The sequence below is a fragment of the Serratia sp. (in: enterobacteria) genome (assembly GCF_052400455.1).
Classification (GTDB): Bacteria; Pseudomonadota; Gammaproteobacteria; order Enterobacterales; family Enterobacteriaceae; genus Serratia; species Serratia ureilytica.
Genome location: NZ_CP185813.1, coordinates 60,251 through 82,867, shown reverse-complemented (window position 1 = coordinate 82,867; position 22,617 = coordinate 60,251). Strand labels below are relative to the sequence as shown.

The 22,617-nt window shown below is 52.8% G+C and carries 24 protein-coding genes and 1 pseudogene; 10 read left to right on the top strand and 15 right to left on the bottom strand.

Annotated elements, in window-relative coordinates:
* Positions 1-452 precede the first annotated feature (452 nt).
* Entirely contained in the window at positions 453-1,412 is a 960-nt protein-coding gene (locus ACORQT_RS24820) for an Rpn family recombination-promoting nuclease/putative transposase (protein ID WP_089186962.1), read from the top strand.
* A gap of 45 nt (positions 1,413-1,457) precedes the next feature.
* Positions 1,458-2,048, top strand: coding sequence for a DUF2913 family protein (locus ACORQT_RS24815; RefSeq protein ID WP_307877623.1), 591 nt, complete (start codon positions 1,458-1,460; stop codon positions 2,046-2,048).
* Positions 2,049-2,531: 483 nt separating this feature from the next.
* Here the strand turns inward: ACORQT_RS24815 and ACORQT_RS24810 are convergent, their stop codons facing one another.
* Positions 2,532-2,834, bottom strand: a complete 303-nt coding sequence (locus ACORQT_RS24810; RefSeq protein WP_042785956.1) for a PerC family transcriptional regulator — start codon at positions 2,832-2,834, stop codon at positions 2,532-2,534.
* 244 nt (positions 2,835-3,078) lie between these two features.
* Between ACORQT_RS24810 and ACORQT_RS24805 the strand changes: the two genes are divergently transcribed.
* The 4 genes from ACORQT_RS24805 (at position 3,079) to ACORQT_RS24790 (ending at position 4,596) form a co-directional block, all read left to right on the top strand.
* Positions 3,079-3,327, top strand: a complete 249-nt coding sequence (locus ACORQT_RS24805) for a glycine zipper domain-containing protein (protein ID WP_042785957.1) — start codon at positions 3,079-3,081, stop codon at positions 3,325-3,327.
* A 69-nt stretch (positions 3,328-3,396) separates the two neighbouring features.
* A complete protein-coding gene (locus ACORQT_RS24800; protein ID WP_089186964.1) occupies positions 3,397-3,747 on the top strand; it encodes a hypothetical protein in 351 nt (116 codons plus the stop codon).
* A gap of 155 nt (positions 3,748-3,902) precedes the next feature.
* Positions 3,903-4,199: a phage holin family protein gene (locus tag ACORQT_RS24795; RefSeq protein WP_444859440.1), complete on the top strand. Its 297-nt coding sequence runs from the start codon at positions 3,903-3,905 to the stop codon at positions 4,197-4,199.
* A gap of 103 nt (positions 4,200-4,302) precedes the next feature.
* A complete protein-coding gene (locus ACORQT_RS24790) occupies positions 4,303-4,596 on the top strand; it encodes a YqjK family protein (RefSeq protein ID WP_071883602.1) in 294 nt (97 codons plus the stop codon).
* A 139-nt stretch (positions 4,597-4,735) separates the two neighbouring features.
* Here ACORQT_RS24790 and ACORQT_RS24785 read toward each other — a convergent pair whose 3' ends face one another.
* The 6 genes from ACORQT_RS24785 to katE form a co-directional block, all read right to left on the bottom strand.
* The gene (locus ACORQT_RS24785) at positions 4,736-4,969 is read right to left on the bottom strand and encodes a hypothetical protein (RefSeq protein ID WP_042785960.1); all 234 of its coding nucleotides are present in this window, start codon (positions 4,967-4,969) and stop codon (positions 4,736-4,738) included.
* Positions 4,970-5,100: 131 nt separating this feature from the next.
* Positions 5,101-5,265, bottom strand: a complete 165-nt coding sequence (locus ACORQT_RS24780) for a hypothetical protein (protein ID WP_158234570.1) — start codon at positions 5,263-5,265, stop codon at positions 5,101-5,103.
* Between the two features lie 266 nt (positions 5,266-5,531).
* On the bottom strand, positions 5,532-5,756 hold the full coding sequence (locus tag ACORQT_RS24775; protein WP_042785961.1) for a YgdI/YgdR family lipoprotein: 225 nt from the start codon (positions 5,754-5,756) through the stop codon (positions 5,532-5,534).
* 80 nt (positions 5,757-5,836) lie between these two features.
* A complete protein-coding gene (locus tag ACORQT_RS24770; protein ID WP_089186965.1) occupies positions 5,837-6,871 on the bottom strand; it encodes a YrzE family protein in 1,035 nt (344 codons plus the stop codon).
* A gap of 156 nt (positions 6,872-7,027) precedes the next feature.
* Positions 7,028-7,684 (bottom strand): DUF421 domain-containing protein, encoded by a 657-nt coding sequence (locus ACORQT_RS24765; RefSeq protein WP_089186994.1) that lies wholly within the window; start codon positions 7,682-7,684, stop codon positions 7,028-7,030.
* A 65-nt stretch (positions 7,685-7,749) separates the two neighbouring features.
* Positions 7,750-9,999 (bottom strand): catalase HPII, encoded by a 2,250-nt coding sequence (gene katE, locus ACORQT_RS24760; RefSeq protein ID WP_089186966.1) that lies wholly within the window; start codon positions 9,997-9,999, stop codon positions 7,750-7,752.
* A gap of 431 nt (positions 10,000-10,430) precedes the next feature.
* Between katE and ACORQT_RS24755 the strand changes: the two are divergent.
* From ACORQT_RS24755 to umuC, 4 genes and pseudogenes are all read left to right on the top strand, one after another.
* A pseudogene (locus tag ACORQT_RS24755) lies at positions 10,431-10,794 on the top strand (Rpn family recombination-promoting nuclease/putative transposase); the annotation flags it as partial.
* Positions 10,795-11,234: 440 nt separating this feature from the next.
* On the top strand, positions 11,235-12,344 hold the full coding sequence (gene recA / locus ACORQT_RS24750; protein ID WP_444859439.1) for a recombinase RecA: 1,110 nt from the start codon (positions 11,235-11,237) through the stop codon (positions 12,342-12,344).
* On the top strand, positions 12,344-12,724 hold the full coding sequence (gene umuD / locus ACORQT_RS24745) for a translesion error-prone DNA polymerase V autoproteolytic subunit (RefSeq protein WP_052475507.1): 381 nt from the start codon (positions 12,344-12,346) through the stop codon (positions 12,722-12,724). The genes recA and umuD overlap by 1 nt, the downstream gene beginning before the upstream one ends.
* Positions 12,725-12,776: 52 nt before the next feature.
* Positions 12,777-14,051 carry a translesion error-prone DNA polymerase V subunit UmuC gene (gene umuC / locus ACORQT_RS24740; RefSeq protein ID WP_444859438.1) on the top strand — a complete coding sequence of 425 codons (1,275 nt, stop codon included), beginning with the start codon at positions 12,777-12,779 and terminating at the stop codon, positions 14,049-14,051.
* Positions 14,052-14,820: 769 nt separating this feature from the next.
* Here the strand turns inward: umuC and repA are convergent.
* The 8 genes from repA to excA form a co-directional block, all read right to left on the bottom strand.
* Entirely contained in the window at positions 14,821-15,705 is an 885-nt protein-coding gene (gene repA / locus ACORQT_RS24735) for a plasmid replication initiator RepA (RefSeq protein WP_233502787.1), read from the bottom strand.
* A gap of 281 nt (positions 15,706-15,986) precedes the next feature.
* A complete protein-coding gene (locus ACORQT_RS24730; RefSeq protein WP_072270501.1) occupies positions 15,987-16,238 on the bottom strand; it encodes a replication regulatory protein RepA in 252 nt (83 codons plus the stop codon).
* A gap of 190 nt (positions 16,239-16,428) precedes the next feature.
* Positions 16,429-16,959, bottom strand: a complete 531-nt coding sequence (locus ACORQT_RS24725; protein ID WP_089186969.1) for a phospholipase D family nuclease — start codon at positions 16,957-16,959, stop codon at positions 16,429-16,431.
* Positions 16,959-17,306 carry a hypothetical protein gene (locus tag ACORQT_RS24720; RefSeq protein ID WP_063988481.1) on the bottom strand — a complete coding sequence of 116 codons (348 nt, stop codon included), beginning with the start codon at positions 17,304-17,306 and terminating at the stop codon, positions 16,959-16,961. Before ACORQT_RS24720 ends, ACORQT_RS24725 begins: the two co-directional genes overlap by 1 nt.
* Complete coding sequence (trbC, locus tag ACORQT_RS24715; protein ID WP_063988482.1) at positions 17,285-19,504, bottom strand: F-type conjugative transfer protein TrbC; 2,220 nt, start codon at positions 19,502-19,504, stop codon at positions 17,285-17,287. Before trbC ends, ACORQT_RS24720 begins: the two co-directional genes overlap by 22 nt.
* Positions 19,488-20,564 carry a DsbC family protein gene (locus ACORQT_RS24710; protein ID WP_089186970.1) on the bottom strand — a complete coding sequence of 359 codons (1,077 nt, stop codon included), beginning with the start codon at positions 20,562-20,564 and terminating at the stop codon, positions 19,488-19,490. Before ACORQT_RS24710 ends, trbC begins: the two co-directional genes overlap by 17 nt.
* A 108-nt stretch (positions 20,565-20,672) precedes the next feature.
* Positions 20,673-21,884: a secretion/conjugation apparatus DotM-related subunit gene (locus ACORQT_RS24705; RefSeq protein ID WP_089186971.1), complete on the bottom strand. Its 1,212-nt coding sequence runs from the start codon at positions 21,882-21,884 to the stop codon at positions 20,673-20,675.
* Between the two features lie 91 nt (positions 21,885-21,975).
* Entirely contained in the window at positions 21,976-22,614 is a 639-nt protein-coding gene (gene excA / locus ACORQT_RS24700; protein ID WP_089186972.1) for a plasmid IncI1-type surface exclusion protein ExcA, read from the bottom strand.
* Positions 22,615-22,617 lie beyond the last annotated feature (3 nt).

Sequence of the window (22,617 nt, the reverse complement as noted above, 5' to 3'; positions counted from 1 at the left end):
GAATCCAATTCCCATCTGAATTGCGCCTATGTTCGGGTGTTAAGGCAGAGTTTTTTTTGTGTTGTAATTCATGAGGTTGTGATTCTGTGTATCGATTGTCGTACGTGTAAGCAGAGCAACCACTTAACGCGATAAGTGTAGTGGTTATAATCAGGAATTTCATCGTTGAACTCTCTGTTTGATGGGTTTTCATATGACAGCAGGAAAACGAAAAATTATAGAGTAAGTATGCCCTTGCTGTAAATGACTCAAAAACGAAGGTTTATGCGTCACTGCGGGGAGAGAAAAAGTTGGCCGTTATCGACGCCATCCGGGTCACTGCCCCATTGGCAATTAAAGTGAGCAGACGACGGATGTTTGCAAGCAGAAGCGGATGTTTGCGAGCAGAGGCCATTATGTTGGCAAGCCGCTATACATAGTGAGCCGTCGACCGAACATGTTACGATAGCCCCATGAAAAAAAAACCAACGCCCCATGATGCCACTTTCCGGCAATTTCTGACGCAACCCGAGATTGCCCGCGACTTCATGGAGATACATTTGCCGGCCGAACTGCGGGCCATCTGTGACCTCAGCACGCTGAAACTGGAGTCCGGCTCCTTTGTCGAAGATGACCTGCGCCAGTATTTCAGCGACGTGCTCTACAGCCTGAAAACCAACGACGGCGCTGACGGTTACGTGCACGTGCTTATCGAGCACCAGTCCAGCCCGGATAAGCACATGGCGTTTCGCCTCATTCGCTATGCCGTCGCCGCCATGCAGCGTCACCTCGACGCCGGCCACAAAAAGCTGCCGCTGGTCATTCCGGTACTGTTCTATACCGGCAAACGCAGCCCATATCCTTACTCGACCAACTGGCTGCAGGAGTTTGATGATCCAACGCTGGCCGGGAAACTGTACACCGGCGATTTTCCGTTGGTTGATGTGACGGTCATCCCCGACGAAGAAATTATGGGCCACCGCAGCATGGCCGCACTGACTCTGCTGCAGAAACATATTCGCCAGCGCGACCTGGCCGAGCTGACCGACAGACTGTCCGCCATTCTGCTGGCCGGCTATCTGTCTTCGCCACAGGTGATTTCGTTGATACACTATATTATCCAGGCCGGTGAATCGGCAGATGCGCAGGCATTTGTCCGTGAATTGGCCCAGCGGGTACCGCAACATGAGGAGGAACTGATGACTATCGCACAACAGCTTGAACAAAAAGGTATCGAGAAGGGTATAGAACAGGGTATCCAAAAAGGTATCCAGTTGGGTGAACAGCGCGGTATGGAAAAAGGGCGTCAGGAAGGTGAACGAGAAGCTGCACTGAAAATCGCCCGCACCATGCTGGCCAATGGCCTCGATCGCGACGCGGTGATGAAGATGACCGGGCTGACCGCTGACGACCTGGCCCAAATTCGCCACTAATCCTTTGCGTCGACGGGCAGGGCAGCCATTGTCAGATAAAACAACATCCATTTCCCCGGAAAACACCACCTCAGCCATCTGGCGTTCTGCGCCCTCGCGGCGCTGGGGCTGGCGCGCCAGGACGGTATCGCCGGCACGCCCTATGCCGAAAACCTGTTCCTGATCCGCTGGCTGGCCACCGCTCAAAAGCAAAAACGCTTCCCCAGGAGCGTCGCGATTGATATCCAGTGGTTACTCGACCGCGGCCGTAAGCACGGCCCGGCGGGCAAACTGCGCCAGCATCTTGAGTATCTCTGGCGTCCCTGCAGCGGCAATCTGGCCGCTCAGTCAGACCTGTTCCGTCTCACCTGCGCCTCTGAAACCCTGAAAGACCAGGGCTGGGACAATTATGTGCTGGATGCGAAAGAGTGGAAGTCCGGCGTCGTGCCGACACCGTCACAGCATAACGGGTTCTATGTCGAAAAAACGGCGCTGAACGCCGCTTTTGCCCAGGACGGACGCCATCTGCACCCCGTCACGTTTCGGGTGGTCGGTGACGCCGACCGGTTTATGCATGTGATGGCCGAGTACGGACTGTGTACGCGCCGGCAGGGCAGCACGTCAGCCTGCCACACCATCGCGCTTGAACCGGCGTAACACCACGACCGACACGGTTCAAATATTCCGCCAACGGCACATCGCCACTCACAACCAGGACGTTATCCACAAATTTGGGGGATAACCTGTGCGCATCATCGGTAAAAATATTCACCTCAAAATGTGGGGCGTGTGCCCACTTCGCGGTTGACCTCACCATAGTTCCTTGCTATTCCTCGTCGGTTTTATATTTAACTGGTTATGCATACAGTGTAATTATAATAACACGTTTCGTTTCCGACCAGAGGAGAACGCCCGATGAGCAATGTATCACGACCCCGCATACCACAGGACGTGGCCAAGTCGCGCTAAAGTACTGTAAAGCGCCATTACCGCCACCGAGAAGGCGTTCAGCAAAGGTGCTAATGCACAAGGGCAACAATCCCGACCGGTTCGCTCGGCCTCGACATTATGATCGGTAGGGATCTTCCGGTCGCCGCATCACCCAAATTGGGTTCCGGCGTAGAACCCTTTCCTGTTTGATTATTCCATTCGCCACAGATCCGGGTCGTTCGGCATACCGTTTCTCGCCACGAGCGTCGCGCCCGCCGGCGCGGTGCCGTCACTGACACGGCGGACCTGTGCTGGCGCCCGTGCCAGGCAATAGCGCAGGCGCTGCAGCACCGCTTCTATCACGTGGTCGTCTGCCTCACGAAGCAGTACCTGCTGCCAGCGCGTGGCGGCACGCCGCCACAGCCCCTGCGACTCCAGGCGAAGAGCCGTTTTATCAGCAGGCAAAGCAACATAAGGCGAAGTGTTACCACGACAATAATACTGCGCACCCATAGAATCTCTCCTTATCGAGGGTTATGCCAAAACCGCCAACATTTTCGGCTAGAGGTTTTACACCAAGGATATTGTGGTCAATTTGATTATATTATGGTCAAAAGCACCAAGCAGTTCATGCTTAGCTATCAAAAAAGCTGCTATAGCGTGTGTTTGAGTATTTGGCACATTTTTTGTATAACGTTAATGCTGGCGAAATCAAGCTGGTTAAATATTCTGAGTCATAACCGTTATGGATAACATCATGTTTGGGAAAGCTGAAGACAAAGTAAAAGAAGTTGCTGGCGAAGCGCAGGAAAAATACGGTGAACTGACCGACGATTACGGGCACCAGGTAAAAGGAGCGGCCCGTAAAGTCGCGGCACAGGGGAGTCAGGCAGCTCAGGAGGCTGCTGAAGTCGTACGTGATAATGTGGAAAACAATCCATTTGCGGCGATCTCCATCGCTGCAGGCATTGGCTTACTCATTGGTCTGCTCATTGGCCGTAAATAAGATAAACGCGGGCGCAAAGCCCGCTTTTTCTGATAGCAGGTGCTTTACTATAATTTAAAGGAGTTAAAAATGAATATATTAAATATAGTTATCCTTTCTGCAACATTGGTATCCACAGGCGCTCTGGCCGAATCTATCAATGCTGAACATTTAAAAAACAAAGCAGGGCAGAAGGCTGAGCAGGCCACCAATCGTGCTGAAGAAACGACTCACAAGGCAAAAAACCGGCTTGAGGAGAAACAACTTCAGGCTGAAAACCGGCTCAAAAACGGCGGAGAAGCAACCGCGACAGATAAGGTAAAGGAAAACTCACAGAAAGCCTGGAACCGGACCAAGGAAACCACAGAAAAAGGCTGGAATAAAACAAAAGAAGCCGCTCAACAGGCGGGTGACGCGGTAAGCGAAAAAGTAGGCCATTAACTCGATTCCCCGGCCTGTCCGGGGATACCGGATTAAACTTCGCGTTAACCTCTCTGGGCTGCGATTTAAAAAACACGGCAGAGCCATTGCTCGCCGGTCAGTGATGAAGCACAGTGGCAAAGAAGCCCTGTCGGACAAAACAGAAGGACGCCGTTATGAGAAAAATGAATGATCCGCAGCGGGGCCCCTCCCGTGGCCTGATAGACACTATTCGCCGCGTATTTACCGCCCTTACCGGAACGCTGCATACCCGCCTGGAGCTTGTAGCCGTTGAGCTGGAAGAAGAGAAAAGCCGCATTACCCATCTCCTGATAATGGTGGGGCTGGCCCTTCTTTTCACTGCGTTTGGTATTATATCCCTTCTGGTGTTTATTCTGTTGTTAGCCTCACCGGAACATCGCCTCATGGTACTGGGGGGGGGGCTTCCGCTGTGTTTATTGTTCTCGCATTAGCTTCGAGCATTTTCATCAGACAAATAATCTCCCGTAGCAGTATATTGCCAGAGACCCGCAGACAACTCAGTAAGGATTTGAGCATTCTTAAGGGGGATGAAGCATGAATGTCAGGGAACTCAGGGAAAACCGTAAACAACAACTATTGCAACAAATAGCACAACAGCGACAGACATTGAGCCTGTTAAAGAGTGATTGGCTAAGACTGTCGGAACCCGTTGATCGCGGCTGGCAGGCATTATACCGTTGCCGGGCTTTTATCGTTCCCGGTATCGGGATAGCCGCCCTGTATGCGCTCAAATCTAAACCACGTCGTCTGATCATATGGCCACGCAGAGCTGTGGCCGCATGGGGGGCAATGAAATTTATTCGTCAACGGATCCGCCTGTTCAGATAACAAGACAAGAGGCTGGTTTAGGTTCTCGCGCTCCATGATTGAACCACCGCCCCTAGTCTGTTTCAGCCTTCGAAAAATCTGGGTTTCCCATGTAGAACCCCCTTATTATCGCCTTCAGCCAGCTGCCTACGCTTTCGCATTATTTGCCAAACGCCCGTTCACGAGTTTCCAACTCCTCATCGCTGGCCAGTAACCCGTCCACTGAGACATCCCTGTCTTTCCAGGCCAACAATGACCTGATGTCGTCAGAGCGTCGTTGACGATGCGCTTTGAGCATGTTGCGCCGCCGGGCGTTGTCGGCCATTGCCTTGCGCGCCAGTTCGCCGCGCGCCTTCAACATGGCCAGGTACAGCCGGTATTCCTGTTTATCCATGGCATGATTTCCTTATTGGGGGTGGATGGGTCGTGCCAATTTGATATTGGGAGTAGTCGTCTCATCCGGGGCGTATTGACGTTTAGGATGAGATCGACTTTCCAGAGTTTGCACGAACCATATTAACCTCATCATTTTTCAATTACAGCAGGATCTGAGCTATATCCAGAAGCCTTTTCAGCATCCCTTACCTGCTCCCGCAAAGATTTATTAGGGGTTTCAGGACAACCTACAAGAACTAACGTAAAAATAAACATCAGCGTAAATCGTAAAATTGCCAGGCTGTATTTACTCACCAGGCTTTCCTTAATTGATTAAAAGAACAAAGCACGCTCCAAACCTATTCCATTAAAGTTAGTTACATCTTTTTATATGAGAATCCCTCTATAAAAAGTAGTTTCTTAGACTGCATCTTGATGGTTGGGTGGTGGGTGTAACATTTAAATAACTATAGATACCAATCAATTCTGTTGATTAATGAAGACCCTTGTTACAAGGGTCTTCATTAAAAAATAACACTGTTACTTAACTAATTTATTTTACTTCTATCCTCTTGACTTCATTATGGGATCTCTGAAATTTCTTTCACTTCAGACTGGTTAATTTGCTGTTTGACGCCATTAGCATCGGTGTAGCCTACCAAGCCTGCGCTGGTTTGGGCCGGTTTAACTTTACTGACTATAGTACGGCCGTCATGTGTATAGATGGCATAACTTGAACGTGTGCATCCCGATAGGGCCATGATGGAAAAAATGACGGTCGCAGCGTACATTAGCGATTTTCTCATAAGTCTCTCCTTAACTGCATGAACATAGCTAAAATTGCACTCAATCTGATTAGGGCACTTGGTAACGCTAAACCAGCCTATCAGCTTCGAATATGACGGGCATTCGTCTTTACGCCCCACAATCCGGCCAACGCACTGATGATTGCACCAAGAAGCAAGGCAAAGAATGACCACAGAGCCGCACGCGCCAATGCATCTGCAGCTGCGGCAGCCTGCTCACGGGCTTCCTGTTTAAGCTCGGCATACTTTTGCTTCGCCTCATTAATTTTCGCTTCTGCTTCATCGAGACGTTGCTTAACGATTTGAGCTGTTTTTTCTTTAGTATCGATCAAGTTAGTGACTGTTTTATCAACCTCTGTAGGAGTCATGTCGGTGTTTTCACTCAGCGCTTTTTTCAATGAGTCCTGGTTGACATCCTTAGTAATTGCATCCGCACGCTTTTTCAGCTTACTAATCAGTTTCTGTATGATAGCGTCATTGCTATCAGGCTGGTTGAAGAAAGCCTTAATCGCATCACTCAAATCCGCTTTAGCACCATCAAGCTGCTGCTGCATAAATTCTGGCTGCAACGAAGGTATATCGCTCTTTTTCAATGCTGCTACCACATCCGATTTTAGGTTTTCCGGCTCAAGTTTTGTGTCGATGTCCAGCTGGTCAAAGAGATTTTTTCCCACATTTGCCACTCCGGATGCACCGTTTCCAAGCGCAGAGCCTGCACCTGAAAGCAGGCTACCTGAGGTAGAAGCTATGGCGCCGAGCGCATTACCAGTCATCTTAACGGCTGAGCCAACCAACAGGGTTCCCAGAACTGCAGCAACAATGAGCGCTGTAGCCCACACCAGGAAGCCATGAATGAGACCATCATTTGCTGCCAGACGACCGGCGACGAAAGCGCCGATGGCAAGACTGACAATAATCGAGATTGCAGACCAGACGGCAACGGTGGTTCCCGCTCCATTTACCGGATCGTCCGAAGCCGGGTCAACAATGGAAAGCCCAAGACTTGTACCCAGCGTTGACAACAGTAATGACACGGCCAATACAGTGATAACACCGCCTATTACGCTACCCCATGATATTTTTTTTTCAACAAACATCCCATTTTCCATTTTCATTTACGATCCTTTTCATGTTGTTAACATTGTGTAAAGTTTGCTGAAAGAGATGCCACAGTCTCAATCGAGCCATAACAAACATAGCAATAATAATCAGTTATGCCAAATCTATGGAGGAAAAATTATTACTTTAAATGCTATAACAATGAATAGTGCTTAAAGAGGGAATTTAACCTCGCCGTTATTTAATATAAAACTTAATTTTCCATTCCAAAATTCCGCAAGGAAAACCGCGTGAGGATCTATACCAGCGTCCTTTAATTTACAGGCAAGCCATGCTTCATCTTTCTCTATCGAACTGAGTTCAGCAATCCTGGCCTTACCATCTTTCATTATGATAACTGAAGGCATCTTGGCGCCATCGCATACAACCGTTATTTGACCATTTGGCTCTATCTGCGCATAAGTGACTTCCTGGAAGGATGGGATCCCTTGCGCATGAAGTTGAGAGGAGACATTCAATATATCAATTTTATTTCTTTTACTCGAAATGGCATCAATAAGAAAGCGACCCTCTTTGATGATCGGTATTGGCTGACCTATAGTAACAGTGCGAAAAAAGTGTATGCGCTTACTTAATGCATTCAATAACGAGATGAGAAATACGCCGATAAAGAGTACCAGTACATATTGATGCATAGGTATTGAATCGCTATAGATCACACCACCAATAATTCCACCCAGCACGAAATTGCCGATGAAGTCTACGGGGGTCATCTGGGAAAGCTGAGTTTTACCCGATAGATTTAGATGAGTAATTACAATAACAAAACCTATTATAAACTTAACAAGTGTATAACCATAGTATTCCATAACGACAATCCTGTTGATCCTCATTGGTAGGGCTCCCTTAAATGAGAGCCCAAGTTAGTACTACTTTAGCCAGCAATTTCCTGTGCTACGCTTTCTCTGGACCAAATACGATGTCCTTTCATAGCATTACAAAATGCCTCAGCCAAATCCGCAGCCTTATCCCCCACGATAATACCTTCATCTGGTTTGGGCAACGGCAATGCATCATATAGCTTAAACGCTTTACCTTGCAGCCCTATCGCTTTCAGATGTTTAAATGCTTGGATCACGTAATGTTTGGCGTTGCCGTTTTTCATCAAGGAGTCAATACTGCCTTCTCCTTCCGGTATGATAACGGCATCCACCATCACAGATGGATTGCCTTCTATGGTACCGTCGACCTCTATTTCATTATCTTGCAGAGAAGTTATTCTACCTAAGTGCGGAGCAAAAACCTTTCCATGAATACCATGTTTTTTAAGGGTTTTCATAATATTATCAATAGATTCCCCACAAACACCATCGGCAGCAAGAATAGCCACTTGGCGTGATTTGAGTATCTGATGATGCCCATCGTACATACTTAATGAACGATCTTTAGATATCCCGTTGACGGGGCCAGGTAATGGATGCTTCAATTGTTCTTGGCTCAATCTTATCCCAAGATTATCTGCGACAGATTGGGCCAACTGGTGATCAATATAGGTAAGCTGATCAACCACACGTTCACGTATCCAAGGGCGCATAACCTTACCCAATTCGAAACTGAACCCTCCGACAATATGATTTTGTTCCACTTTGGTTTGGCTCAGCCAAAATAGACGTGGCTGAGAATAGAAGTCAACAAAAGTGCTACTCCTTCTGCGGGTCTTTTCACCATTTATTGGTTGCGGGTAGGTTGCAAACCCGCCCTTTGCCGGGGGGGTTTCTCTTGGCCAATTGTTATTTATAGAGTTAGGCTCGTAATTGGCTGTTCCAGAAATGCTCATACGATGCATCCCATCACGCTGATGGTTGTGGAAAGGACAAATTGGTTTATTAATAGGAAGTTCGTGGAAATTTACTCCTCCCAATCGGCTGATTTGGGTATCAATGTAAGAGAAGAGTCGCCCCTGAAGTAGTGGGTCATCAGAGAAGTCTATACCTGGAACGATGTTACCAGGACAGAATGCTACCTGTTCGGTTTCACTAAAGTAATTATCTGGATTGCGATTCAATACCATTTTTCCAACGAGATGAACGGGAACCAAAGACTCTGGGATCAACTTAGTTGGATCAAGTATATCAAAATCGAATTTATGTTCATCTTCCTCTGGAATTATCTGCAACCCGAGTTCATATTCAGGATAGTCACCCGCTTCAATGGACTCCCACAACTCACGGCGATGAAAATCTGGATCGCGGCCTGTCAGCAATTGAGCTTCATCCCATATTAGAGAGGAGACGCCATATACAGGCTTCCAATGGAAACGTATAAAGTGGCACTGGCCTTCAGCATTGATCATTTTATAGGTATGGATGCCGAATCCCTCCATCATACGGTAGCTACGGGGAATGCCGCGATCTGACATTGCCCACATAACGTTATGCAGTGTCTCTGGCTGCAGTGAGATATAATCCCAAAAAGTATCATGCGCGCTTTGACCCTGGGGTATTTCATTATGAGGCTCTGGCTTCACCGCATGGACAAAGTCCGGGAACTTAATCGCATCCTGAATGAAAAATACGGGTGTATTATTACCTACGAGATCAAAATTGCCTTCTTTAGTATAGAATTTTGTTGCCCAGCCTCGAATATCTCTTACCGTATCAGCAGAGCCTCGGGAGCCCTGGACGGTAGAAAAACGCACAAAGACAGGTGTTTTAACACTGGGATCCTGAAGGAATTCGGCAGTGGTATAGGAGGCTAGCGATTCATAGACCTGAAAATAACCATGTGCACCCGCACCTCGTGCGTGGACTACCCTTTCGGGAATGCGCTCATGATCAAAATGTGTGATCTTTTCTCGCAGAATAAAGTCTTCAAGCAAGGTTGAGCCGCGAGTTCCTGACTTTAGTGAATTCTGATTATCGGAAATCTTCACGCCCTGATTCGTGCGCAGCGACTCTCCCTGAGGATCAGACCGAAATTTATCTAACTGTTTGAGCTTCTCGTTTCTATTCTTAGGTGTCTTATCAGAACCCGGCATCATGGGTTCCGCTCCCGGGGGACTTATACTCGCAAGGGGTTTAATTACCTTCTCGACGGGTGCAGTATCTTCATAGTGTGGTTCAACTGTAGAGATTGTCTTATCATTACTTCCGTTAGAAGTAAAATCAGTTTTGTTTTTCTTCATCACAAAAACCTCCATTCAAATAAAAACAATTAGTTAGGAGCAACCAAGCATTAACCACACCTACAGCATAGTTAATACATTATGGACTTGGTAGTTTTTTACGCATCATACAACGCGACGAAAGAAAAAAATTAACGTAAAATTAACATTAATTTAAAAGATTCTATTTTTAAATATTCTACGGAGGTTATGGTCAGAGCTTAAGGTTTCAGAAATAAGGTGGCGTTACGCAAAAATGCCGCATCATATATTCCATAAATCGAGATCTATTGACTTAAGTAAAAATTGCAGGCAGGTAAAGAGGGGCTTTTAGAAGATTGGCGTAGCAGGCGCGCATATCAGTTATAACCTTAATGGCCAACCGATTGAATTGTTAGTATCAAAAGTATCGAACCATATATTGGTGCTAAATAGTGAGCTGCTGACCGAATGTGCGGCAACCGCCCCATGAAAAAAATCCTTCGCCCCATAATGCCACTTTCCGGCAATTTCTGACGCAACCTGAGATACCCCGCGACTTCATGGACATCCATCTGCCGGCCATAAATCGCTGCCACTGGTCATACCGGTACTTTCTATACCGGCAAACGCAGCCCATACCCGTACCCGACCAACTGGCTGCAGGAGTTTGATGATCCGGCGCTGGCCGGGAAACTGTACACCGGCGATTTTCCGCTGGTTGATGTGACGGTCATTCCCGACGAAGAGATTATGGGCCACCGCAGCATGTCCGCCCTGACCCTGCGGCAGAAACATATCCGTCAGCGCGATCTGCGCCAGCATCTTGACTACCTCTTTCGCTCCTGCAGCGGCAAGCTGGCCGCTCAGTCCGTCCTGTTCCGGCTCACCTACGCCTCTGAAACCCTGAAAGACCAGGGCTGGGACAATTATCTGCTGGACGCGAAAGAGTGGAAGTCCGGCGTCGTGCCGGTACCGTCACAGCATAACGGATTCTACGTCGTAAAAGCGGCGCTGAATACCGCTTTTGCCCAGGACGGTCATATCCGCCCCCGGTGCCGCGCCACTCACAATCAGGACGTTATCCACAAATTTGGGGGATAACCTGTGCGCATCGTCGGTAAAAATATTCACCTCAAAATGAGGGGCTTGTGCCCGTCGCGCGGTTGACCTCGCCATAGCCCCTTGCCATTCCTCGTCGGTTTTATATTATACTGGTTATACATACAGTATTATTATAATGACGCATTCGGTTTCCGACCAGAGGAGAACACAAGATGAGCAACGTAGCACGCACCCGCACCCCGCAGGACTCGGCCGGCACACAGGAAAGTCGCGCCAAAGCGCTGCAAAGCGCCATCACCGCCATCGAGAAGGCGTTCGGCAAGGGCGCCATCATGCGCCTGGGCGACAACCATGGCATGGCCGTCGAACGTATCCCGACCGGCTCGCTCGGCCTCGACATCGCACTCGGCGGCGGCCTGCCGGTCGGCCGTATCACCGAAATCTACGGCCCCGAGTCGTCCGGCAAGACCACCGTCGCCCTGTCGGTCATTGCCTGTGCCCAGCGCGCCGGGCTGCAGTGCGCCTTTATCGATGCCGAGCACGCGCTCGATCCGCGTTACGCGCAGCAGCTGGGCGTCGATATCGGTGAACTCCTTATCTCCCAGCCCGACACCGGTGAGCAGGCGCTGGAAATCTGTGACGCCCTGGTGCGTTCCGGCGCCGTCGGCGTGGTGGTGGTCGATTCCGTCGCCGCCCTGGTGCCGAAAAACGAACTGGAAGGCGAGATCGGGGACGCCCAGATGGGGCTGCAGGCTCGCATGATGAGCCAGGCGATGCGCAAGCTGAAGGGCAGCATCAACACCACCCGCACGGTGGTGATCTTCATCAACCAGTTGCGCATGAAGATCGGCGTGATGTTCGGCAACCCTGAAACCACCGCCGGCGGCAACGCCCTCAAGTTCTATGCCTCGGTGCGTCTCGACGTGCGCGGCGCCGGCAACGTCAAGGAAGGGGAGACCATCATCGGGCGGGATACCAAGGTGGAGGTGGTCAAGAACAAGGTCTCGCCGCCGTTCCGCCAGGCGCAGTTCCGGCTGCTGTTCGGCGTCGGCATCTTCCGCGAGGGCGAAGTGCTGGATCTGGCCGTCGACGCCAAATATATCCTCAAGACCGGCGCCTGGTACGAGTATCAGGGGGAGAAAATCGGGCAGGGGCGCGAGAAGGCCGCCGGCTGGCTGCGCGACCGTCCCGACGTGGTGGCCACATTGACCACGCAGCTGCGCACGCACTACCTGCAGGCGGCGCAGCCGGCCGCGGCTTCAGCCGACGCGGACACGCCCCCGGATGACGATGCCTGGCAGAGCGTGCCGGAGGCCGTGTGATGCCGGTTCGCCTCTATGACGCCGGCGTGCCCTGCGGGTTTCCGTCGCCGGCGCAGGACTACCTCGAGCAGCGCCTGTCGCTGGACGACATCTGCATCCGTCACCCGGAGAGCACCTACCTGGTGCGCGCCGAGGGGCAGTCGATGCAGGACGCCGGTATCCTCGACGGCGACCTGCTGGTCGTGGAGTGTTTCTACCGGGCGCAGCACGGCGACATCGTCATCGCCACCGTCGACGGCGAGTTCACCTGCAAGCGCCTGCAGCTGCTGCCCCGGCCGATGCTGTTGCCGGCCAATCCGGCCTTTGCGCCCATCCCCCTCGGTGACGATATCGAGACCGTGATCTTCGGCGTGGTGCGCCACGCCATTCACACGCTGTAACCCGGCCCGGTTATCGCCACCTGCACATTCCGCAAAGCCCGGAGACCCCGCCATGTTTGCCCTGGTTGACGTCAACAGTTTCTACGCCTCCTGCGAAACCGTCTTTCGCCCCGACCTGCGCGGCCGTCCGGTGGTGGTGCTGTCCAATAATGACGGCTGTGTCGTCGCGCGCAGCCGCGAGGCGAAAGCCTGCGGCATCAAGATGGGGGAGCCTTGGTTCAAAATCGCCAGGGACGCCGAGCGGCAGGGCGTGGTGGCGTTTTCGTCGAATTATGCCTACTACGCCGACATGTCGCATCGGGTGATGGCCATCCTTGGCCAGCTGACGCCGCGACTGGAAGTGTATTCAATCGATGAGGCTTTCTGCGATCTGACCGGTATCCCGGCCGCGCAGCTGGAATCACTCGGTCGCCGGCTGCGTGAAGAAGTGCGGCGCCGCACCCACCTGACGGTCGGCGTCGGTATTGCGCCGACCAAGACGCTGGCCACACTGGCCAACTACGCCGCCAAGACCTGGCACAAGACCGGCGGTGTGGTCGACCTGAGTGCGCCGGCGCGCCAGCGACGCCTGATGGCGCACGTGCCGGTAGAGGAAGTGTGGGGCGTTGGCCGGCGTATTGCCCGCCGGCTGGCAACGATGGGGATCAGCACTGCGCTGCAGCTGGCCGACATGCCGGCAGCCGCGGCGCGCCGACAGTTCTCGGTGGTGCTCGAGCGCACGGTGCGCGAGCTGAACGGCATCGCCTGCCTGGGCCTGGAGGAATTTGCGGCGCCGAAGGAGCAAATCGTCTGCTCCCGCTCGTTCGGCGACAAGCCCACCGAGCTGGACAGCGTCAGTCAGGCGGTCTGCGCGCATGCCGAGCGCGCGGCACAAAAGCTGCGCGGCGAACGGCAGTTCTGCCGGCACATCTCGGTGTTCGTGGCCACCAGTCCGTTCGCCGCCGGCGAGACCTATTACGGCAATCAGGCGACCACCCGACTGGCGACGCCCACCCAGGACAGCCGTGACATCATTCAGGCCGCACGCCGGGCGCTCGAACGGATCTTCATCGCCGGCCACAGTTATCACCGCTGCGGCGTGATGCTGGGTGATTTCACCAGCGAACGCGTGGCACAGTTCGGTCTGTTTGATGATGCGCCGCCGCGCAAAAACAGCGATCGGCTGATGCAGCTGCTCGACAGCCTCAATCAGGATGGCCGGGCGCCGGTGTGGTTTGCCGGGCAGGGTATTCCCGATCGTGCAGACGGCTGGAAGATGAAACGACAGCGACTGTCGCCGGCCTGGACCACACGGTTGCAGGATGTCCCAGTTGTGCGTCTGAAGTGAATGCGCGTCAGCGCATGCAGGCGACAACAGTCCTGTAAGAGAACACCCTAAGGTTAGGGTCGCCGGTAGCGCGGCATAGCCGCCCTGCTTTGATAGATTTCACCTATCCAGCCCCTCGCCCTGATAAGCCAACTTTACTTACAGCGTTGGGTAGCTATTTGTGCGCGGTCGGAGTGGACACGGCAAGGCGTAGCCGCAGCTGTGGCGTATCTCCGCGTTAGCGGGCCGTAAGGGCCGCTTACGAGCGTGTTAATCGATACTTCAGCGATATTTCTGGCAGCGATTGAACGGTTAGTTACAGCATTCATCTTAAAGCCACTCTGTTCCGGGCCTTTGGCCCGGGGCGGGGCGGCTTTGTGGTGGTTGGGTTGTGAGAAGATTTATGAGTTTGTCTGGTGGCTTTTGCCCGCCGTCGGCGGGAGCTACTTTTAAGGCGCTTGCGCCGTTTCTGAGCGGCGCGGGTTTACCCGCTGTAAGCGAAGACATTATCCACAGAGCAAAGCTCTTGTAAGGTCTTTTTAGGTCTAAATGAAGTTACAGTTACTTTGCATGTAATTCTTAGCAGGCATTCATAATCATCGAGTATTTGCATCTATATGTGGAAAACGCGCAGCGGCTGGCCAGATCTTTTTACCCGCCGCCGCATTGGTGAGCTGTTTCGCAGAAAAATGGGGCTGAAGGGGCTATTCAGGAACAGCAGACGTGCCGAGTCCTACGCAATCAAGCGCATCAATGGAGGGAAGGCGGAAAGCCGGGCAAAAGAGAAGGGTTATGGTGTGTCTGGCGGGGCTGACGAGGCCAGCTTACGCAAGGCATGGTAACGTTGGTCTACCTGGCGTTTTAGCTCAAGATGGCCCATGGCCTCCAGCTCATCCTTGCTGTACATCTTTATCAAACCGTTAAGGATTTCAGTACGCGCCTGCTGGTGATCCATCTGTAGCAGTTTCTGCGCCTGCCGGCGCTGTTGTTTGAAGGAACGGTGACGCGCCCGGTGTTCAAAGGCCCGTTTTATATGCTGCTCTTTGGCACGCCGGCGGGCCTCTGACAGGGTGATCGGGGCTTCGCCCTGCTTGAGCAATCCCTGATTCATCCACGCCAGCTGCTGGTTTTGCGCCGCCTGATACTTACCCAGCTCATAGCCGATCAGGACAAAGAACAGTTCGGTTACCCAGATGATTTTGGGGATGTGGGAACGACTGGCCTCATCCCAGGCACGTTCGCAAGCGAGGGCACCCAACTCTTCCAGAGTAGTGATCGCCCGGCTGGCGCGGGAGATACTTTTCTTGTCACCACTACCGGTAGATAACCCACACCAGTCGGAAAGCTGCTCAACACTGGCTTCAACTTTGCCGGTCACAATGTTCAAGCGGTCGCACATCGCCACCATTAGCGCGTTGATCGCTCTGGCCCGGTGTTCATTCATACGTTTAAATACCGGCCGCGTCAGTCCGGTTTTCTGCTGGACGCGCGGTGTGGTGTACCATGCTTCATGCCTGGCCGGTTGATTCTCACGGGCAGCAGTTACCAGCGCCCGGATCAGGGCAGGTTTGTTCGCCCCAGCCTTGGGAGGTTGGTAAGAGGGAAAAGGATTGCTGACGTAACAGCCCCGAGAACTGACTGATGTCGCTTGTTCGATGATTGAGCGGTTATCCACCACTCCCTGCGCTTAAGTTGCACAGGAGGAGTTGACCTTTAAAAGGCATAAAACTATACTCCCTGCATAGAGCAACGCTTCTATACAGTTTTAAGTGAGCCCCGTTAATCTTTCGATCCCGCCAAGAATTGAGAAGATTATCGGGGTTTTTGCTTTTCTGGATTCAGCTCAAACTACCTCGGAACCCATTTCCAACCACCTTACGGCGTGGCCAACCAAAAAATTCTTACTCGCACAGCAATTTAGCACTCACAGGTTAAAGGATCAAGAAAGTAAGCCCATCATGCTATATTTCTGGCCTGCGCTTCACGCTCAATCAATCGAGCCAATACTTCAGCTTGTGTTAAGCCGTCATCTTGGCACATATTCATCAGCAATTCTTTAAGCTGAGGTTCCAGAAAAACTTTAACCTCTTTGTGAGTAGCTCTTTTTCTCGCCACTGAAGCACGCTGTTTATCAGCGTCACTGAGTGGATGCCCCTTTCGGTAAGGACGTTTCGATGAGGAAGTAACTGCGTTTACGGCCTGTGACATTTCTGCCTCCCCAAGGATCTGAAAAGGATCGTTTGGCAAAGCGTACTACAGAATCCGTAACTTAGCAGCATAAAAAGCATTTTTCAGTCCCGTTGGCGCGGGATGACAGATAAAAATGCAGGAAAAGCGGACAACCTGAGCCCAGAGGATCAGGCTGTCATAGTGTTGCGGGAAGGAATGAAAAGTATTTTTAATACGACGAACGCCACTCCTTTCCGATATCCCAGCGCGATTGCCAGTGCGTCAGGTAGGTTTGTGCCACGCCAGGCATATTACGTAGCACCAGCGCATTTTCTGAGTTGGACCGCGCCGCTGCACGGCTAAAGTTAAATGACCCGGTCTCGACATTCACCTGGTCAGTGATGATCAGTTTGTCGTGCATTATCTTGAAGGTATCGACAGTACGAACCGGGATACCGGCATTGACCAGCACGTTCATCGCCGCCTGGCTGGCCTTGTTCTGATTTCCCTTCGCATCGAGCACCACTTTCACATCGACACCCCGATGCTTGGCGGTCGTCAGGGCTTTCACCACTTCGGGTGAGGTAAACGAATACCCCATTAGGCGGATACTGCTCCGGGCCTCATTAAGCGTATTCAATACCAGCTGCAGAGCGCTCCCTTCCGGTGAGAACCCGACCTGCACCGAGGGGGCCGCCATAGCGCACGGAACGGCCGCTAACGTCGCGGCCAGACACCAGGCTTTCAGTGAAGTCCGCATTATTTTGCGCCCCCGTATAACACATTCCCGTTCCTCGAGCTGACATCGCCCTGGACATGGCCACAGGTGACGTTGCCATTTCGCGTCTCGATGTTGCCAGTCACATTACCCGCCCTGACATTACCGTTAGTGCTTCGAACGGTGCCAACATTCCCCTGCACCGTCACATCAGCCTCTTCGGAATCAAGAACCTGAACATCACCAACGATCGTAATAGCGACCGCCACAACCTTTCCATCACCCAGCGACACCGTTTGGCCATCTGCAATCACCTGGTTACCACTGACACGGATATGGTTACCATCGACGACCATCGTCTTGCCGTTTACTGTGATTTTCGTTGCCATTTTGCATTCTCTTTTGAAGTGTTGTCGGCCGGTTTCTCAACCGGAATATGTTGCATTTGATAGGCCATCAGACGAGGTTGTCCGACGCCCAATGCGATCGGCGTCCTCGCCTGCACCTGGTAGCCGCATCCGCGCGCCGGCAGATGCGCCAGCGCTGTTTCCCATAACAGGCTGGTGCTAACCGCTGCCGTCGGGCGTCGGCGCCAGATATGTAGCCATTCGTCTTCCAGATCATTGAGGGCGGCCAGCGCGGGGTCGGTCAGCTGCAGGTTCTCCAGGTCTGAACGTGCAGATGGCGCGTCCAGCCGGCGAACGATCTGCTGTATCCGATCGGCACGTGGGTAGCTGCGGCGAATAGTGGCCGGCGCCTGCGCCAACAACGCATCGAGTGATGGCGGAGAGACCTCAATGAAACGGTTAATCTGTATCGCTTCTTTGGTAAACTTGTCGGCATCCGCGATATAAAGTGACGAGCCACGGATAACCTCCCCCCGAAACAGGGTGATATTCTCGCCTTCCTGCAGCTGCTGTACTTCTTCCACGCTGACTTTCTTTTGCTCACGCAGTTGCAGCCTGTCGTCTTCATCCCATCGGCTGCCGAGAACACCGTTCTGACGCACCATCTGACTCATTTCCGGTAGATATTCAGTGCCGGCCATCAGCTGCAGGATTTCCAGGGTGTCTTTCGGGTCCATGATTTTGCCGGTAATACGCGTGCCCATATTGGCAATCAGCGTCCACACGCGGTCACCGGCGGCTGATTTAAGTCGCTGTGCTTCTTGCCCGGCCAGCAGCAGGCAATACCCCAACGATCGAACCTGAGTGGCCAATTCACCCAATTTCTCGGTGTAACAGGCCCCCACTTCATCGGCTATCCACAGAAACGGAAACTTGTCCTTGTACTTGCGTACAACCATGATGTCTTCCGGCCGCCCCTCCAGCTTTTCTCCAAGATCCTGGCTCAGGATCATTGCCAGCTGGGACACATACAGTCGCCCAAGCGCTGCCGCCTCGGTCGCAGAAATTTCCAGTGCAGGGATGAGAATGACGAGGATGCGATCGTTGTGAACAACGTCTCTCAGGTCGATATCACCTGCATCGCGCGCAAACACATGACCGTAGGTGTCGTTGAACAGCGCCAACATGCGGGTGAACTGCTGAATGAGGTAACCATGCTGGTTCAGCGCCTCCGGCGCCCATTCTGACGGTGAGTCCACCGTGGCCAGATCAAACCCCGCCAGCGTGCCGAGATAGTTCTCCAGTGGTAATCGCGCCTCATCGTGCCACTGCTCCTCCACGGACTGGATATAGAGCCGTGCAATACTGCGCAAAGGAAGGTGGGCCTGAATGGTACGCTGCGACATCACCGTCCCTTCTCGCCGGCATTTGTACACCAGGGCAAACACCAACGCCTGTATCATCGCCCGCGCCTTTTCCTGCCAGCCGCCGTCGTTGCCGGCCGGTGGTAACATCGAGTCCATCAGGTTGATGATGTAGGTTTCTTCGGCTATGCCGAAGGCATTGACCGTATTGGTTTGAGGCCGGTTTTTAACATCTTCCAGCAGTTCCTGAGCACGGGAACGGCCGCCGGTGATAAAGTTCATCATCCGCAGATCGTCTTCGCGGCCAAAACGCCGGGCCATGGACGCAATGGCCAACGCCACGTCGTTCTGTGCCTTTGCGTCGGAATAAATCAGCCCCTTGCCCAGACCGAGTTGGTTGAGCACATAACCCAGCAACGTTTCCGTCTTACCGGCACCGGTGGTACCAAACATCAGGATGTGTCGCGTCATGTCGTCCATTGACAACCACAACTCACGCCCCGCATCCCGGCCACGCAGGTATCCCAGATAGAGGATACCGGCCGCTTTGCCCATGACAATACGCATGACCGTCACGGGCAAAAAGCCCCACATCTTGCCCGGCACCTGACGCTGCGTAGAAGGGTCGAGCCGATCCATATCGCTTGGCATGCGCATCGGCATCTGCCAGGGCTCCATCAACATCGACGGCGCCCAGAACATCAAGACCGGCAGTGTTAACCACAAGGTGACCGGCCATACCACACCGACGATAACGGCGCCCGCCATCCCCAGCGCCAGCCCTCCTGGGGACAACATCCAGTCTCCCAGGGCTGAGTGATAAACGCGGCGATTAATTCGATTGCGCGCTATGCCGTAGTCAGTGGGTTGCTGCATCCGGTGTCTCCTTTTCGCTCAGGAACTGGCTCAGTTGAGCCGGATCACGCAGAACAGCCTGAGGGACATAGCGGCCATCATCAGCAATCACCCAGGGGGTGCCCGGAATGCGATAGGCCTGATAAGCCACCTCGTTGACGCCCAGCGCTTTTTCGGCCACATCACAGGCGCTGTCGGCTTTCTTATCGACCGCAGCCGCTTTACCCAGCTGAAGTCCATCGGTACCAACAGTAAATAGAGCCTGCCAGGCAGCCGGCCGCTGCGCCGGCGGCAAGCACAACACAGGGGTAATGGCAGCAATGGATTTCTCTCGCCCAATCACAGCCACCGGGAAGACAACCACGTTAGCCATTTGAGCCGCCGCCACTAAAGCCGGCTCCAGATGTCGGCAATTCGGGCAATTGGGATCAGCAAACACATACAAAGTGCGATCGTGGCCAGAGGAATAGTTCACGGTGAACAATTGGCGGTCGGCAGCACTTTGCAGCTTCTGCGGCAGGGTTGACCGGACGGACGCTGGCAGCGCCCAGCCATCTTCTGGCGCGGGAGCCCGCGTTTGCTGGACAGGAACAGGCACTTCAGGGCGTTCAGCTTTAGTCGCATGAGGCGGAAGCGTCAGCGGCACAACCTGTTGCGCGGGAGCCAGGCTAACCTCGGGGCCAGGTTCCAGTTCCAACGGCCCCTCCTTGCTGGAGTGCACGAGAGAAACACCCAGCATCAGCCCGACAATCAGCAGTCCAGCGCTAATGACCAACCGACCGCCCCATCGGGTACGCCAATTTTCTGCCTGCTTTAACTGTGCCTCAGACAACGCCGCAAGCAGCTGATCGTTACCACCATTAGCGCTGGACTCAACTGTGAAGACATTCCCCAACTTGTCGCAGCACATCACCCCGGCGTCAGACAGGAAAAAAGTCGGCTGGCGTCGCAGGTCAACTGTACATAAAGTACGGACACCCCGCCCCTCAGCCGGCTTGCCCAGGTCGACTGGACGTTGGACGACTAACAGATTACCGCGGATGTATACAGAGAAAGGCGCATAGTCAGATTTTGCACGCATGGAATATCCTTTTAATTCAAATAAGGGTCGACACCAGAGCCTGATTGGCCTGACGTGCTAACGGAGTTAATTCGGTGGGGGTGTTCGGGTAAATCAAGAGGGGTGACGCTAGGGAGCCGCTGCCGCCTCGCTGTCCGGCGGGTCGGTAATAGCATAAACAGCTGACATCACTGACTGTTCTGTCGCCTGACGCCGACGAACCACTGCCGGTATATACGGGTAGACCAGGCCCAGACTTTCCAGATCGGTCTGTAGCCCTTCAACGGCTTGTTCCACCATAATGCCCGGACGAGGCAATCGCAGCTTACTGGCACGAACCTCGGCGCGAGCCTGAGCGGCAATACCGGCACCTTCAACAAACACCTTTGCGGTGTCTGCTGAGTGAAGCCCATACCACAATGTACGGTCAATCCCCTTAAGCCAGCGAAAACGCGCCGGGGGCAATCGCAGGTCACGGGCATACAACCCAACGAGTGCACTGCGCACATATCCGTGCCCCGCCAGCCACTCGTTGACACCGGGGGCCTGAATCACACGTTGAAACGCTGCATTGGCCAACGGGAACAACGGCACTGGTGAAACCCGCTTGCGCCGTAAAAATCGTCTCACTACACAGGAACGATTGAGATCATCCAGTAGTTGTGACGCAGACGCACGATCGTTCAGGAAAACCTGCAGACCAAACACTGCCAGCAAAGCGCGCTCGTAAGGATGCCAATTTGTCACATCACACATAGGTTTACCCAACTGCGCGGTGAACACCGCCGCGGCGGCAGCCCTATCGAGCGTCTTGCGGTGAACAAGTTGAAGTTGCGCGGTGAAGTCTTCTGGCCTTAGCGCCCAAACGTTAGCCGGGGCGGGATCATTCATCAAACCATCCGGACCGGAGGCCATAGCCAGCACGGGCGTCACGGAAGGGGCAAAGCTGCTGGCCAACTGCGGCAACGTATGAATATTGATGGGACGTTTGCTGCGAAATGCCAGTACAGGGTGCTGCGCCAGCGCGATACCACTGGCCACGACGATCGGTACCAGAAACAACATGAAGATACCTGAAGTGGCATTCATCACTGTCAACCACTCATCAAAGGTGACATCGACGGCATGATTGGCCGTATCGGCCAGCAGGTTGATTTTTTCACCGACCCAATAATGGATACGGGGAACATCCACCGCTGTCCAGAGCCAGTACAGTACCCAGCAACTCCCGTAGACAAACGAATCAAAAAAGAGCCAGCACAACAGAACGGCAGCACAGAAGGCCAGGAACATTTGCCCTTGATCGCCATCCCATGCACTTTGCGATGGGCGGTTATACATAAGGAATGACTCGCAAAAAAGAACACCGGCTATAAGCCGGTGTTGAGGGTGTTTGCCACCTGGTAAGGTAGCTAGAGGAGAAAGTTAGGTGTCAGGCCAGGCGGGGGATCGCGATATGGTTTTCACGCTCCAGCTGCTCACGGTGAATATCAACATACTCAGAGAACGGCATCGCCGGCTGATATTGCTTGAACTCCATAGAACCAAGCGTATCAAACCAGCGTTGGGCCCAAGGGGTAGCAATTTCAATACGGGGTAATTCCGGGAGTTTGGTGTAAAGACGGAACATCTTTCCTTCCGCTTCCCGATTGGTCCAGTCTTTCATATCCAGCCCAACTACGTCGACTTCACCTTTGCGAATGCGGTGCACGTAAAGGATGGTGCCACGTTTGATATCAATGCCCAGATATTTACCATCCCCTTCATGGTACATCTCATAACCCTGCTCAGGCATAAAATACTCAGGGTCTTTAACATCGTTCGTGATGACTTTTAGAATACGACGTTTACTTATGACCTGCTTAGTGAAAATAGCGACAGGGATGAGTATCGCGGCCCAGATCAAACCGTAGAAAAATAGCTGGTAAAGATCACCGCTTTTTAGAACATCGCTTAACGTCAGCAGTGACGCCAAAGCTAAAAATAGAAGGCAGGGTAAAGCTAATACCATATAAAGGATTTTAAAAACCCAAGCCCATCCTTCGCGTGTAGTTTTCAGTCGCTGCACCATAGT